Source organism: Haloferax gibbonsii ATCC 33959, assembly GCF_000336775.1.
Lineage (GTDB): Archaea > Halobacteriota > Halobacteria > Halobacteriales > Haloferacaceae > Haloferax > Haloferax gibbonsii.
The window spans coordinates 40,146-54,319 of sequence record NZ_AOLJ01000019.1 but is presented as its reverse complement, the minus strand read 5'-3'; the positions used below and the strand labels follow the sequence as shown (position 1 = coordinate 54,319).

Below are 14,174 nucleotides of genomic sequence, written 5' to 3'. Positions count from 1 at the left end.
CCGCCGAGCGCTACCCGAGCCGGCCGCTTCGCCGGCCGAACCCGCGGACGAACGTCTCCTCGTCGATTGCGAGCACCGTGGGCCGGCCGTGCGGGCAGGTGTACGGCGTCTCGCACGAGCCGAGTCGCTCGACTAACCGCGCGGCATCGTCGTCGGTGAGGTCGTCGCCGGCTTTTATCGACGGATGGCACGCGAGGTCTTTGAGGAGTTCGTCCCGCGGGTCGGCGTCGTCGCCGGCGGCGACGTCGGCCACCACGTCCGCGAGCGCGTCCGGGGCGAACGGCCGGCCGAGCGGCGCGGGCACGGCCTCGACGCGGTAGGTTCCGGTCCCGCTCCCGCTCCTGCTCCCGTCGCCGAACTCGGCGACGCGGAAACCCAGTTTCTCCACGAGGTCGCGGTTCGCGTCGAGGAGCGCCGCGTCGGTCGGCGACAGCGAGACGGTCGCCGGCGGGTCGACGGAGACGGCGTCGATGCCCGCCGACTCGACCGCCTCGCGGAGTCGCTCGTAGTTGATGCGCTCGTGGGCCGCGTGCTGGTCGACGACGAGGAGTTCGTCGCCGGCCTCACAGAGCAGGTACAGGCCGCGGAAGCGCCCGATGACGCGGAGGTCGTCGAACACCGACGCGGCCTCGACGGGCGCGAGCGAGCTATCGAGGTCCATCGCCACCTCGCCGCTCCGCCGGAGGTCCGCGGTCGAGAGCGCGTCGCGGACGCTCGATTCGACCGCCTCGGCGACCGCGTCGGCGTCTCTGAAGCCTACCTCGTCCTTCGCGGGGTGGACGTTGTGGTCGACCCACGCGGGCGGTAGACGGAGTCGGACGACGCCGACCGGTTCGCGCCCGTCGGGAAGCAGCGTCCCGTAGCCGTCGGCGACCGCCCGGCGGAGCCGCGGTTCGGCGAGGGCGCGGCCGTTGACCGAGACGTGGACGTGGTCGCGCCGGGAACGCGTCACCTCGGGGTGACAGAGCGCGCCGTCGACCTCGACCGCGGCCGTCTCGCCGGCCGCCGAGACCTCCCGCGACGAGTCGAACGTCGAGGCGTGGCTCGCGGCGTCGCGGCCGTACACCGCCAAGAGCGCGTCGGCGAAGCGGTCGGTGCCGGGCGTCGCGAGCGTCTCCCGGCCGTCGTGTCGCAGGACGAACCGCACGTCCGGCCGCGTGAGCGCGTAGCGCGTGACGACCGCCGAGACGCGGGCGAACTCGGCTTTCGGCGACGCGAGCGACTTCTTCCGGGCCGGGCGGTCCGAAAAGAGGCCGGTCACTTCGACCGTCGTCCCGCGCGCCCGACCCGCGGGCGAGACGGTCTTGTCGTGTTCGCCGTCGGTCGCATCCCCGCCGCCGTCGACGACGACTCGCGTCCCGCGCGGGCCGCCGTCGTTCGTCGTCAGTTCGAGTCGGGCGGCGGCCGCGGCGATGCTCGGGAGCGCCTCGCCCCGGAAGCCGAGCGTCTCGACGGTTTCGAGGTCGTCGGCCGCCGAGAGCTTGCTCGTCGTGTACCGCTCGACCGCGAGGGCGGCGTCAGACTCGGCCATCCCGCGGCCGTCGTCGGCGACGCGGATTCGGTCGGTCCCGTCGCCGTCAACCTCGATTTCGACGGTCTCCGCGCCGGCGTCGAGGGCGTTTTCCACCAGTTCGACCGCGACGCTCGCGGGGCGGGCGACGACCTCGCCGGCGGCGATTTTCGAGCGCGTCCCCGGGTCGAGTCGGCGAATCATTCGAGCTTCCCTTTGAGGTCGGAGAGGAGGTTCAGCGCCTCCAGCGGCGTAGTGTCCGCGAGGTCGGCCTCGCGGAGCGCCTCGGCGACGGCTTCGAGCTCGGGGGTCGGTTCGGCCGTCGCGGTCGTCGCAGTTGCTCGGTTCGGACTCTCGCTCTCTCGGTGGCCGTTCTCCAACCCATCGACGTAGGCCGCGAGCGTGCCGTCTTCGGCGGCCTCGGCGACCTCGCCGTTCGCGGCGGCGGCGACGCCATCGCCTTCGGTGTCGTCCGCGCTCTCGGGGTCAGTCTCGTCCACGAGGTCCCGAGCGCGCGCCACGACGCTCGCCGGCACGCCGGCCAACTGCGCCACTTCGACCCCGTAAGACGACGAGGACGGGCCGTCGGCGACGCTGTGGAGGAACGTGACTTCGCCGTCGCGCCGCGCGGCGGTGAAGTGGAGGTTGAACACGCCCTCGCGGTCGTCGGCCGCGTCGGTGAGGTCGTGGTAGTGGGTCGCAAAGAGCGTCGTCGCGCCGACCTCGTCGTGCAGGAACTCGGTGGCCGCGCGGGCGATGGCGAGGCCGTCGGCGGTGGAGGTGCCGCGGCCGACCTCGTCGAGGAGGACGAGCGAGTCGCCGGTGGCGTTGTGGAGGATTTCGGTCAGTTCGCTCATCTCGCGCATGAACGTCGACTGCCCGCCCGCGATGTCGTCGGACGCGCCGATGCGGGTAAACACGCGGTCGAGGACCGGCAGTCGGGCCGACGCTGCGGGGACGAAGCTCCCGACCTGCGCGAGGACGCAGCCGAGCGCGACCTGCCGCATGTACGTCGATTTCCCGGACATGTTGGGGCCGGTGACGAGCGCGACGCTCCCCCGCGGGAGGTCGGCGGGGTTCGGCACGAACTCGTCCTGTGCGCGCTCGACGACGGGGTGTCTGCCGCCGTCGATGTGGATACCGCCGTGCTCGTCGGTCGGGTCGCCCGCGTGGAACTCGGGGCGGGCGTAGTCGTTCGCCACCGCCACGTCCGCGAGCGTCCGGAGCACGTCGAGGTCGGCGAGGGCGTCGGCGACGGCCTGAATCCGGGCGGACTCGGTCGCCACGTCGGCGCGAACCTCGCAGAACAGGTCGTATTCGAGGGCGTCGGCGCGGTCCGAGGCGCGGAGAATCTCGTCTTCGCGCTCCTTCAGTTCGGGCGTGTAGAACCGCTCTGAGTTCTTCAGCGTCTGGCGGCGCCGGTAGTCGTCGGGGACGCGGTCGAGGTTCGGATTCGTCACCTCGATGTAGTAGCCGTGGACCTGGTTGTAGCCGACCTCCAGCGAGTCGATGCCGGTGCGCTCCTGCTCGCGGGCTTCGAGGTTCGACACCCACTCGCGGCCCGCCTCGGCGGTGCCGCGGATGTCGTCCAGCTCGGCGTCGAAGCCGTCGGCGATGACGCCGCCTTCCGTAATCTCCTGGGGCGGGTCGGAGACGATTGCGTCGCCGACGAGGTCGCGCACGTCTTCGAGTTCGTCCAGCGAGTCGCGGAGGTCCGCGAGGAGGTCGGAACCGGTTCCGACCTCCTCGCGGACCTTCGGAACCCGGTCGAGCGTCGTCTTCAGGGAGCGCAGGTCGCGGGCGTCGGCGCGCTCGCGGGAGACGCGGGCGACCAGCCGTTCGAGGTCGTACACCGACGAGAGGTGCTCTCGGAGGTCGGCGCGGGCGAGCGCGTCGTCGCAGAGGGCGTCAACGGCGTCCAGTCGGGCCTCGATTTCGTCGCGGTCGACGAGCGGGCGGCGGAGCCACGCCTCGAGTCGGCGGCGGCCGAGCGCGCAGGCCGTCTCGTCGAGGACCGAAAACAGCGTGCTTCCGGCGCGGGCGCTCCGCGACTCGAACAGTTCGAGGCTCCGGATGGCCGTCGCGTCGAGTTGGAGGAACTCGCGGGGGTCGAACCGCGTGACGCGGGTGACGTACTCTAGCGTCGAGTCGCCCTGCGCGTACTCGGCGTAGGCGAGCGCCGCGCCGACCGCCCGGAGTTCGGCGTCCGACTCGACCACGGCGTCCGGCCGGGGCGCGTACGCCGACAGCGTCTCGCGGGCCGCGTCGGCGTCGAACGCCCCCGGTTCGAACGGCGTCTCCATCGGGTCGAACGAGAGGTCCGGGAGGTCGCAGTCGGGGCCGACGACGAGTTCGGCGGGCGCGAGGCGCTCCAGTTCTTCGAGCGCCAGCGCGCGGTCCGCCCCGGTGACGAGGCACTCGCCGGTCGACACGTCCACGACGGCGAGGCCGTAGGTGTCGGTGTCGTCCTCGGCGTCGCTGTCGCGGCTCTCGGCGTCGCCGCCGCCCCGAGCGACCGCGCCGAGGTAGGTCGCCCGCCCGGCGTCGAGCAGTTCCTCGTCGACGACGGTGCCGGGCGTGATGAGTTGGGTGACGGCGCGGTCAACGAGCCCGGACGCCTCCTCGGCGTCTTCGACTTGTTCCGCGAGCGCGACCCGGTAGCCGGCGTCGAGCAGGCGTTCGAGGTAGCCCGCGGCGTTGTCGATGGGGATGCCCGCCATCGGCCACGTCCCGGTGGAGTCCTCGCGCTGGGTCAGCGTCACCTCGCAGGTGCGGGCGACGGCCTCCGCCGCGCCGCAGAACGCCTCGTAGAAGTCGCCGACCTGAAACAGCACGACGGCGTCGTCGTGTTCCGCACAGAGGTCGGCGTACTGCGAGAGCATCGGCGTCAGGTCGTCCCGCACTTCCAGCATCTCCGGCGGCGCGCCGTACACCGCCTCCCGCTGGGCGTCCGCGTTCATACCCACACCCGGGTCGCCGAGCGATAAAAACGCCCGGGAACGGCCCGAGAACGGCCCGGTCGACGGCCGTCCGCTCGCTCGCCGCCCGCGGTTGACTCGTGCACACACCCAGCAAGGTTAGGTAGACTGAAGCAATAATAGCACACAGAGACCCGTCGTCCTTCTCGGCACGGTCGGCGGGTAATCCGGGATATCAATGACTGATGCACATGCAGACGCCGACTTCGACCCCGCGCTCTCGGTCGAGGCGGTGTCGGACCTCGCGACACGAATCTCCGAGAACGTCGAACGCGTCATCGTCGGCCACCACGACGCCATCGAAGACATCATCGTGGCGCTGTTCGCCCGCGGTCACCTCCTCTTGGAGGACGTGCCGGGCGTCGGCAAGACGATGCTCGCCCGCGCCATCGCCACCTCGATAGAGGGGGAGTTCGAGCGCATCCAGTTTACGCCCGACCTCCTCCCGTCCGACGTGACGGGCGTGAACGTGTTCAACCAACAGACCAGCGAGTTCGAGTTCCGCGAGGGGCCGGTCTTCGGAAACGTCGTCCTCGGCGACGAGATAAACCGCGCGCCGCCGAAGACGCAGGCCGCCCTCCTCGAAGTCATGGAGGAGCTACAGGTCACGGTCGACGGCGTCACCCGCCGCGTCCCCGACCCCTTCACCGTCATCGCGACCCAGAACGACGTGGAACCCGACCGGACGTACGACCTCCCGCTGGCCGAACTCGACCGGTTCATGAAGAAGATTCACCTCGGCTACCCCAACGAGGCCGAGGAGACGGAACTGCTCGGCCGCGTCTCGGGCCACCACCCCATCGAGTCGCTCGAACCCGTCGCGTCGGCCGGCGACGTGCGCGACGCCCGCGAGCGCATCCTCGACGTGACGGTGAGCGAGCCGGTCCGGCGCTACGTCTCTCGGCTCGCCGCCGACACCAGAGCGCGCGCCGACCTCGGCGTGAGCCCCCGCGGCTCCATCGCGCTCGTCCGCGCCGCGCAGGCCCGCGCCGCCCTCGACGCCCGCGACTACGTCGTCCCCGACGACGTCCAGCGCGAGGTGCGGAGCGTCTGGGCCCACCGCGTCCGGACGACCGACGAGCGCTCCGGCCGCGACGTGGTCGAGCGGGCGCTCGACACCGTCGCGGTCGAGTGAGACCGATGAAGCTCACCCTCCGCGGCTGGGTCGCCGTCGCGGTCGTGGTCGTCGGCGTCGCCAACGCCGTCGCCTACGGCCCGCGGGCGCTCAACGCCGTCGTCGTTCCGGTCGCCGTCGGCCTCGTCGTCGGCGCGGTGCAGGTCTGGCGCGTCTCGCCGCCCCGCGTCGAGCGGGTCGCGCCCGACGACGGCTTCCCCGGCGAGACCCGCACCGTCTCGCTCGCCCTCGACGCCGACAGGCCGTTTCCGGCGACCACGACCGACGCCCTCTCGCCCGGCCTCGACGGCGACACCGCGGTCGACTCGGTCGTCGGCGACGGCCGCGTCGACTACGAGGTGACCTACCGCGGTCGCGGCCCGGCGACGCTCGGCCCGACGACCGTCGTCGCCCGCGACATCCTCGGGCTGTTCTCGAAGTCGTTCACCGCCGGCGGGACGACCGAAGTGCTCGTCTTCCCGCGGGTCCGCTCGCTCGGGGCGGCGGCCCGGCGAGACCTCTCGGCGCTCGCCGACGTGGGGCGCACCGACGAGCGCGCCGAGTTCGACCGCCTGCGCGAGTACGTCCCCGGCGACCCGCTCCGCGACATCCACTGGAAGTCGAGCGCCAAGTCCGGCGACCTCGTGGTGAAAGCCTACGACGACCGGGTCACGGCCGACGCGGTTCGCGTCTCCGCCGGCGCGACCGACGGCCACGAGGACGACGCCGCGGAGGCGGCCGCGACGCTCTGCTGTGCGCTTCTCGACGCCGGCGTTCCGGTCCACCTCACCTCGCCCGCGGGGGTCGTTGAGGCGACGCCCGGCGACCGCCGGCGCGTCCTCGTCCACCTCTCGCGGCTCCGCTCGGGGTCGGTCCCCGACGAGACCGCCGAAGTCGTCGTCAGCGGCGACGCCGGAAAGACGTACGTCACGCTCGGCGGGCGCGAGACGACGTTCGACCGCCTGCGCGCCGAGCGCGACGCGGCCGAGTCGTCGGTGCCGAACCCGACGAGTCGCGTCGGAACCCGCGGTGCCGACTCGGGGGTGTCGGCGTGACGGGTCCACGTGCCCGTTCTGACGGCGCGAGCCGAGGCCCTGCGCGACCGGAGGTGCCGCGATGAGCACGGACACGAACCGGCGCGGCTCGGACTCGTCGCGGTCGGCCGCGAGCGCGTCGGCGTCAGCGACGGGGTCGGCGTCCTCCGCGACGAACACCGTCTTCGGCGTCCCCGCCGACCTCCTCGCGACGGCGGCCTCGCTGGTCCTCATCGGCGCGTTCCTCGCGGTCGTCTACGACATCACGAACGTCGTGGGTCGCCGCGACCAGTTCGTCCTCCTCGCCGCGGGGACGCTCGCCCTCGCGACCGTCGTGGGCTGGACGCTCCGCCCCCGCTACGCGCTCGGTCTCGCGGCCCTCATCGCCGCCGGCGGCTTCGCGGCGTACTTCCTCGCGCTCCCCGAGAGCCAAGTCGCGTTGCTCTCGCCGGAGCGCCTTTTGGCCGACACGTTCGCGCTCCTCAGCGGCCTCTCGGCGCTCCGACTCCTGTCGGCCGACGTGTGGGCGCTCGCGGTGACGCCCGGCCCGGTGTTCCTCGCGTGGTACCTCGCGGTCCGCGGGCGAATCGCGCCGGCCGTCGCGGTCGCCGGGAGCGGCCTCGGCCTGTTCGTCCTCACCACCGACGCGACGGGGACGCTCACGCTCCTCGGCGTCGGCGCGGGCATGGCCGCGGTCGGCTTCGACGGCATCGACCGCTTCGGGAGCGCCGGCGGCCAACTCGACGTGCTGACGGTCGTCCTCGCCGCGATGGTCGTCCTCTCGGCCACCGTCACGGTCCTCCCAGGCGCGGGCGGGTCGCCGGTCATCCCCGACGAGGGCGTGGCCGAACAGCCGACCGTCGAGGCCAGCCTCGTGAGCGCCGACGACCGCATCTCCATCGTCGGGAGCATCAGCCTCTCGCCGCAGGTCCGCTTCGAGGTCCAGAGCACCTCGCCGGACTACTGGCAGACGGCGACGTTCGACCGCTACACCGGCGACGGCTGGGTCAGAACGGGCGACACCCGCGACTACGAGGGCGGTCGGCTGGCCGGGCCCGAGGGGCCGTCGCGTTTGGTCCGCCAGACCGTCACGCCGGCGACGCCGCTCGACTCGATGCCCGCGGCGTGGCGGCCCGTGGCCGTCTCCGGCGACATCGAAAACGAGACGCTCGTCACCCAGCAGGGGAACCTCCGCCCCGACCGAGCCGTCGAAATCGGCGAGACCTACAACGTCACGAGCGCCGTCCCGCAGTACACCGCGGCGTCGCTCCGGCGGACGGGCACCGACTACCCCGACGAGATTCGCGAGCGGTATCTCGCGCTCCCCGACAGCACGTCCGACCGCGTCCGCGACCGCGCCGCCGAGATAACGGGCGACGCGGAGACGCCGTACGACAAAGCCGTCGCCGTCGAGGAGTGGCTCGAAGCCAACAAGGAGTACTCGCTCCGGGTGTCCCGTCCCGACGGCGACATCGCCGAGTCGTTCCTCTTCGAGATGGACGCCGGCTACTGCACCTACTACGCCTCGACGATGGTGGTGCTGCTCCGTTCGGAGGGCGTCCCCGCGCGCTTCGTCACCGGCTACACGACCGGCGAGCGCGTCGACGGCGACCGCTACGTCGTCCGCGGCCTCGACTCCCACGCGTGGGTCGAAGTCTACTTCGAGGACACCGGCTGGGTCCGCTTCGACCCGACGCCCGCCGGCCCCCGGCAGGACGCGGAGTCGACCACCCTCAGCGACGCCCGAAACGAGGGTCGACTGGGCGTCGACACCAACGAGACGAACGCCGAGTCCAACGAGACCGAACAGCCCACGACGACCGCGAACGACACCGAGACGCCGACGGAAAACGGGACCGAGACGAACTCGACGCCCGTCGACAGCAGCGCGCCGGGTCCCAACATCGACGAGCGCCTCGGCATCACACCGACCGGCGACGGCGCGACGGAAGACGACGAGGACGACGGACTCGTCCCCGAGATGCCGTCTCGGGAGACGATATTCGTCGGTCTCGTCGGCCTCCTCGGCGTCGTGGCCGGCGTCAGGCGGACCCGGCTCCCGGCGCACCTCCGGTTCGCCACCGCGGCGTATCAGCGGCGCACCGACTCGCCGGCGGACGACGTGTTCCGGGCGTACGACCGCCTCGAACTCGCCCTCGAACGCGACTACCGCCCGCGCCGCCCCGGCGAGACGGTCAGGGCGTACCTCGATTCGCTCTCCCGCGTCGGCGTGGACGAGCGGACCCGACAGGTCGGCCGACTCTACGAGCGCGCCAAGTACGGCGACGGCGTCACCCGCGCCGACGCGGACGAGGCCGTGGCCGCGGCGAACGCCGTCGTCCGCGCTCGTCTGCCGCTCGTCAGACGCTGGGCGGACTGAGCGGCGCGAAGAACCGCGTCACTTTTTCTACGTGCGCTCGCACGAACGGTCAATGGCGACACGAGACGCTGTCTTCGCAGTCCTGTGTGCCGCCCTCTGCGTGCTCGCCGTGGTCGCGCCGACCGCGGCCGCACAGGAGGGCTCCGCGAGCGGGCCGGGCGTCGAACCGCTCGTCCAACAGGGCGTCGAACCGGACAGCACGCGAATCGTCGTCGAGGTCTCCGAGAGCGGCGACGCCCGCTGGGAGATTCAGTACTGGACCCGGCTCGACGACGAGAACACGACCGATGCCTTCCAGTCGCTCCGAGACGACGTGCGGGCCAACCCGGACGACTACACCTCGGCGTTCGCGGAGCGCATCGCCTCGACCGTCGGGGCCGCAGAGAACGCCACCGGCCGGGAGATGGCCGCCACGAACGTCTCGGTCTCGGCGGAGACGCGGTCGCTCCCCGATAGCTTCGGCGTCGTCTCGTACTCCTTCGAGTGGTCCAACTTCGCGGCGGTCGACGGCGACCGCCTCGTCGTCGGCGACGCCATCGAGGGCTTCTTCCTCGACAGTAGCTCCCGGCTCATCCTCTCGTGGCCCGACGAGTACGACGCGACGACCGTCGAACCAGCGGGCGACGAGACGCGAGAACACACGGTCATCTGGCGCGGCTCCCAGACCGAGTTCGTCTCGGGCGAGCCGAACGTCGTCCTCGAACGCGGCGCTGGCGGCTCCGGAACGACGGCGACGGCGACACCGACAGACTCGGCGACGCCCGTCGCGGACGACGACCCGTTCCCGACGACGACCGCGCTCGTCGCGCTCGTCCTCGTCGTCCTCGTCGGTGCCGGCGCGCTCTATCTCCGCTCGCGGGGCGCGCTCGGCGGCGGCGACGGCGACAGCGGCGGCGCAAACGCGGCCGGCGCGGCTGGCAGCACGGACGCCGGCGCGTCCACCGACTCGGCCACCGCGAGCGCGGGCGAAGCCGACTCGGCGGCGGCCGACGACGCAGCGACCGCCGCGGCGAGCGCCGGAGCCGGTGCAGACGAAGCCGACGACGACTCCGCCGCGGGCGACGAGGACGGCGAGCCGAGTCCGCCGCCGGAACTCCTGAGCAACGAAGAGCGCGTCCTCCGACTCATCGAGTCCCGCGGCGGCCGCATCAAGCAACAGGAGGTCGCCGGCGCGCTCGACTGGACCGACGCCAAGACGAGCAAGGTCGTCCGCGGAATGCGCGACGAGGGAACCATCGAGGGCTTCCGCCTCGGCCGCGAGAACGTCCTCCGTCTGCCAGAAGACGACGCGGACGACGAGGACGGCGGCGGCTCGAAAGGGGAATAAATACCTTACGACCGTTTAGGTCGGTGGTCGGTCCCTAATCGGAAGACGGCGGCGACCCGTACGCGGCGCTCAAACTGCCGTTGACTGGAGTTGATTCGGGGGCACGACCGCACGTTTATATCGGAACGGGGTTCCAAAACGAGAGTGATGAGTCGACGAACCGCTGCGCTCGCCGTCGTCGCCGCCGTGTTGCTGGCGACGGTTGGCGCACCGCTCGCTCTCGCCGCCCCGGCCGGACCGATGGGAATAACGGCCACCGATGGCTCGGCCGCCGCTCCCGTCGCACAGACGACCGCGAACGACAGCGCGACCAACGACACGGCGGCCAACGATAGCGCCGCGTCGTCGGAGACGCTCCCCGGTCAGCGCCTGTCCGCCGTCATCGGCGTGCAGGGCTCCGAGACCGACGGGGAACTCGAACGCCGTACCTTCGAAGCGCGCTTCGCGAACGCGAACTCGAACGCCTCGAAGGCCGCGGTCGTCGCCACGCAGGTCGTGACGGTGCGCGAGCGCCTCACTGAACTCGAACAGCGCAGGGACCGCCTCGAAGCCCAGCGCGAAAACGGCACCCTCTCGGAGGGCCAGTACCGCGCGCGGCTGACCCAGACGGTCGCCGACATCGAGCGCACCCGGAGCATGCTGAACCAGACGGCCGACGCCGCCTCGACGGTCCCCGCCGAGGAGCTCTCGGCGCGCGGCGTCGAGACGGCCGAACTCGATAGGCTCCGCACGAACGCGAGCGAACTCACCGGCCCCGAAGTCGCCGAAATCGCCCGCGAAATCGCGGGGAACCCCGGGAAGGGAATCGGCCGCGACCGCGCCGAAAACGAGTCGGAAACCGGCCGCAACGGGCGGTCTGACGAAGCGGGACGGAGCGATGCCCCGGGAAACTCGCGTTCTGAGGCGAGCGGCCGCGCCGATGACGTTCGTGAAGACGCCGGAAACGCGACCGACGCGACCGGCGTGACCGACGACGCGTCCGAGGGTTCGTCCGGCGACGGCGACCGCGGCAACGCCCCGGAGACGCCGCCCGGAAACGACAAGCGGGCGAAGGACGCCGACGGGAGCGCCCCCGCGGTGACCACCGACGACGGGCAGTCCGACGACGACGGCACGACCACGACCGACGACGCGACGGCGGACGACGAATCGGAAACGTCGTCCACGGACGACTCGGGCGCTTGAAGCCGGGGACGGCGACCCCGCCTCCCGATACTGTTTAATATCCCCATCCTGTAGGTCCACACTGTAATGTCGGAAGTCTGCTCGACGTGCGGGCTCCCTGAAGAGCTCTGCGTCTGCGAGGACGTGGCGAAAGAGTCTCAGGAGATAGTCATCCGCATCGACGAGCGCCGCTACGGAAAAGAGGTTACAGTCATCGAGGGATTCGACCCGAAGGACGTCGACATGGACAGCCTGTCGTCGGACCTGAAGTCGAAATTCGCTTGCGGTGGAACCGTGGAAGACGATTCCATCGAGCTCCAAGGCAACCACCGCGGCCGCGTGGAGGACTTCCTCCGCGAAAAGGGGTTCAACGTCGCGTGACCGACCTCTGAGTTAGCCCGCCGTCGAGATTTTTCGAAGCAACTCAGCGCACACGAGCCGTTAGTCCGTCGGTCGTCCGACCGCTCGTGTCCGCGGCCGCGTCACGCTCCAGCGACGCCGCCGCTCAGCGGCGTCCGTCGTCGCGTCCGCCCTCGTCGGTGCCCTCTTCGAGCGGGCCGTCCCACGCGTCGAGTCCGCCGGCCATGCTCTCGATACGGGCGTTTTCGGTCCCCTCGTAGGCCGAAAGCAGGCGGACGGCCTGCACGCTCGCCTCGCCCCGCGGACAGACGGTGACGATGCGCTCTGCGCCCGCGACGCGGTCGAGGTGCGAGACGAGGTCGGAAAGCGGGACGTTGATGCTCCCCGGCACGTGCCCGAGCGCGAACTCGGCCTCGGTGCTCACGTCGACGACGAGCGGCGGGTCCTCGCCGTCGAGGAGTTCCTCGACCGCCGCGGGGGAGATTTCGTCGACCATCTACAGCAGACCCTCGTCGCGGGCGAGGAGGACGCCCTCGACGGTCGCGTCGTTCGTCGGCGGTTCGGTCGCCCGCTCGATGGCCTCCTCGACCGGTACGGCGCGGACCGAGAGGAACTCGTTGTCGTCGAGGTCGCGTTCGACCGGCGTGAGCCCCTCGGCGAAGACGAAGCCGCGGCGGTGGCGGAGGACGCCGGTCGAACACCACACGTCGCCGACGACCGACGCGGAGTCGGCGGCGAAGCCGGTCTCCTCGCGGAGTTCGCGCAGTCCGGCGTCGGTGAACGACTCTCCCTTCTCGACGACGCCCGCGGGGAGTTCGAGCTGGGTCTGGCGGATGTTCGGCCGGTACTGCTCGACGAAGACGACGTGGTCGTCCGCGACGGCGACGACGACCACTGCGGTCGCCAGTTCGGCCCAGTAGTAGCGCTTCGTGGTCCCGTTGGGCTGTTCGACGAGGTCGTAGCCGCCGGTGAACCAGCCGGTCTCGTACTCGGTTTCGGATTCCAGCACGCGCCACTCGGGGTCGGGCAGGCGCTCGTGACGGCGGCCGTCGTCGGTCATCGGCCCGCTCCGGTCGCGTCGTCGGTTTCGTCGTCGTCGGTCTCGGCGGCGTCATCGTCGGCCGCGGCCGCCTCGTCGGTCTCGGCTTCCTCCCCGAGGAGCGCGTCGCGGTAGACGCGGCCGAAGGCGTTGCGTCGGAGCGTACTGACGGCGGCGTCCTCCTCGTTCTGGAACGTCGTCGCCAGCACCGTCTCGGCGAACGGAACCGCGTGCCACGCGACGCGGTCCACGTCGGGGTTGCCGAGTTCGACGACCTCGTAGCGCTCGTGGGCCGCGCGCCAGTCGTCGAACTCGTCGCGCGTGCCGACGGAGACCGAAAGCGACTCCGCGAACAGCGCGTTGCGGACGGTCTCGATTACGTCGCCGGTCACGCGCTCTCGGTACTCCTCGCGGTCGAAGTCCATCGCCTTGGCCGTCTCGCGGACGACCACCTGTGCGGTCGGTCCGACGCGGTCGAAGGCGGCCTCGGCCTCGTCGAGCGACGCCGGAGCAATCGTCCCGTGGGTTTCCATCGCCAGTCGATTCGGGACCCGGACTTACGACTCTTTCCTGTCCGCGTCGTCGTCGGCACTGTCGGCGTCACCGGCGTCGCCGGCGTCGTCACGCCCCGCGTGCTCGTCGTCGCCGGTTCCCTCGCCGTCTTCTCCCTCCTCGTACATCTCGCGGGTGAGCGACTGCGCCTCCTCGAAGATGCGCGCCGCGTCGCCAGACAGCGACTGCGACCCGCCGGAGCCGCCGAACTGCTGCGGCTGTCGGTCGGGGATGTCGTGGCCGTGATTGTGGTCGTGACCGTGACCTCGGCCTCCCGTGCGGTCGACCGTGTCCTCGAACACCTCGTCGAACTCCCGTTCCTCGGCGAGGTCGGAGACGAGCGGGCCGAGCGAGTCGGCGTTCAGGTCGCTCCACTCGGGGACGTGTTCGTCCAGCCACGTCTCGTGGTCGTCGCCGTGGACGATGGCCTGCAACGCGAGGTGGTTCGCGAGGTGCGTCTCGTCGCGCTGCGGCGCGTCGCAGACCGGACAGGCGTATCCCATGCCCTCCGGTAGCGGCTCTGTGTACCAAAACCCGTCGCACTCTCGCGTCGTGCTCTGTCGCGTTGCGTCGCGCCGCGTCGGCGTCGTCGGTCGTCGAAGGAAATGTGGCCGCGTCGCCCGCGCGGTGGTGGGTGGGTCGCGGGCGACGGTCGGCTCTCGCGGCACCGAACGAGGTGCCGCGTCGTGTGGTGGTGGGTGGTGGTGATACCGATT

12 protein-coding genes are annotated in these 14,174 nt (G+C 71.4%); 6 read left to right on the top strand and 6 right to left on the bottom strand.

The genetic code is table 11. The features are described from left to right. Nucleotides 1-10: 10 nt before the first annotated feature. Nucleotides 11-1,714, bottom strand: a complete 1,704-nt coding sequence (gene mutL, locus C454_RS12800; protein ID WP_004976324.1) for a DNA mismatch repair endonuclease MutL — start codon at nucleotides 1,712-1,714, stop codon at nucleotides 11-13. Beyond that, nucleotides 1,711-4,470: a DNA mismatch repair protein MutS gene (gene mutS / locus C454_RS12795; protein ID WP_004976322.1), complete on the bottom strand. Its 2,760-nt coding sequence runs from the start codon at nucleotides 4,468-4,470 to the stop codon at nucleotides 1,711-1,713. The genes mutL and mutS overlap by 4 nt, the downstream gene beginning before the upstream one ends. A 196-nt stretch (nucleotides 4,471-4,666) precedes the next feature. Between mutS and C454_RS12790 the strand changes: the two genes are divergently transcribed. The 6 genes from C454_RS12790 to yciH all read left to right on the top strand — a co-directional run bounded on the left by C454_RS12790 (nucleotide 4,667) and on the right by yciH (nucleotide 11,888). Beyond that, nucleotides 4,667-5,623, top strand: a complete 957-nt coding sequence (locus C454_RS12790) for an AAA family ATPase (protein WP_004976321.1) — start codon at nucleotides 4,667-4,669, stop codon at nucleotides 5,621-5,623. 5 nt (nucleotides 5,624-5,628) lie between these two features. Further along, nucleotides 5,629-6,657, top strand: coding sequence for a DUF58 domain-containing protein (locus C454_RS12785; RefSeq protein ID WP_004976320.1), 1,029 nt, complete (start codon nucleotides 5,629-5,631; stop codon nucleotides 6,655-6,657). Between the two features lie 61 nt (nucleotides 6,658-6,718). After that, the gene (locus tag C454_RS12780; RefSeq protein WP_004976319.1) at nucleotides 6,719-9,016 is read left to right on the top strand and encodes a transglutaminase TgpA family protein; all 2,298 of its coding nucleotides are present in this window, start codon (nucleotides 6,719-6,721) and stop codon (nucleotides 9,014-9,016) included. Nucleotides 9,017-9,068: 52 nt separating this feature from the next. Then, nucleotides 9,069-10,343 (top strand): helix-turn-helix transcriptional regulator, encoded by a 1,275-nt coding sequence (locus C454_RS12775; protein ID WP_004976318.1) that lies wholly within the window; start codon nucleotides 9,069-9,071, stop codon nucleotides 10,341-10,343. A gap of 147 nt (nucleotides 10,344-10,490) precedes the next feature. Further along, nucleotides 10,491-11,528 carry a DUF7096 domain-containing protein gene (locus C454_RS12770; RefSeq protein WP_004976317.1) on the top strand — a complete coding sequence of 346 codons (1,038 nt, stop codon included), beginning with the start codon at nucleotides 10,491-10,493 and terminating at the stop codon, nucleotides 11,526-11,528. Nucleotides 11,529-11,594: 66 nt separating this feature from the next. Further along, nucleotides 11,595-11,888 (top strand): stress response translation initiation inhibitor YciH, encoded by a 294-nt coding sequence (gene yciH, locus C454_RS12765; protein ID WP_004976316.1) that lies wholly within the window; start codon nucleotides 11,595-11,597, stop codon nucleotides 11,886-11,888. 124 nt (nucleotides 11,889-12,012) lie between these two features. Here the strand turns inward: yciH and C454_RS12760 are convergent, their stop codons facing one another. Genes C454_RS12760 through C454_RS12745 form a run of 4 tightly spaced genes read right to left on the bottom strand, consistent with a single transcriptional unit; the run spans nucleotide 12,013 to nucleotide 13,961 of the window. Then, nucleotides 12,013-12,363, bottom strand: coding sequence for a rhodanese-like domain-containing protein (locus tag C454_RS12760; protein ID WP_004976315.1), 351 nt, complete (start codon nucleotides 12,361-12,363; stop codon nucleotides 12,013-12,015). Then, nucleotides 12,364-12,927 (bottom strand): NUDIX hydrolase, encoded by a 564-nt coding sequence (locus C454_RS12755; RefSeq protein ID WP_004976314.1) that lies wholly within the window; start codon nucleotides 12,925-12,927, stop codon nucleotides 12,364-12,366. After that, complete coding sequence (locus C454_RS12750; protein WP_004976313.1) at nucleotides 12,924-13,439, bottom strand: DUF5809 family protein; 516 nt, start codon at nucleotides 13,437-13,439, stop codon at nucleotides 12,924-12,926. Before C454_RS12750 ends, C454_RS12755 begins: the two co-directional genes overlap by 4 nt. 24 nt (nucleotides 13,440-13,463) lie before the next feature. Next, on the bottom strand, nucleotides 13,464-13,961 hold the full coding sequence (locus tag C454_RS12745) for a DUF5810 domain-containing protein (protein ID WP_004976312.1): 498 nt from the start codon (nucleotides 13,959-13,961) through the stop codon (nucleotides 13,464-13,466). Nucleotides 13,962-14,174 lie beyond the last annotated feature (213 nt).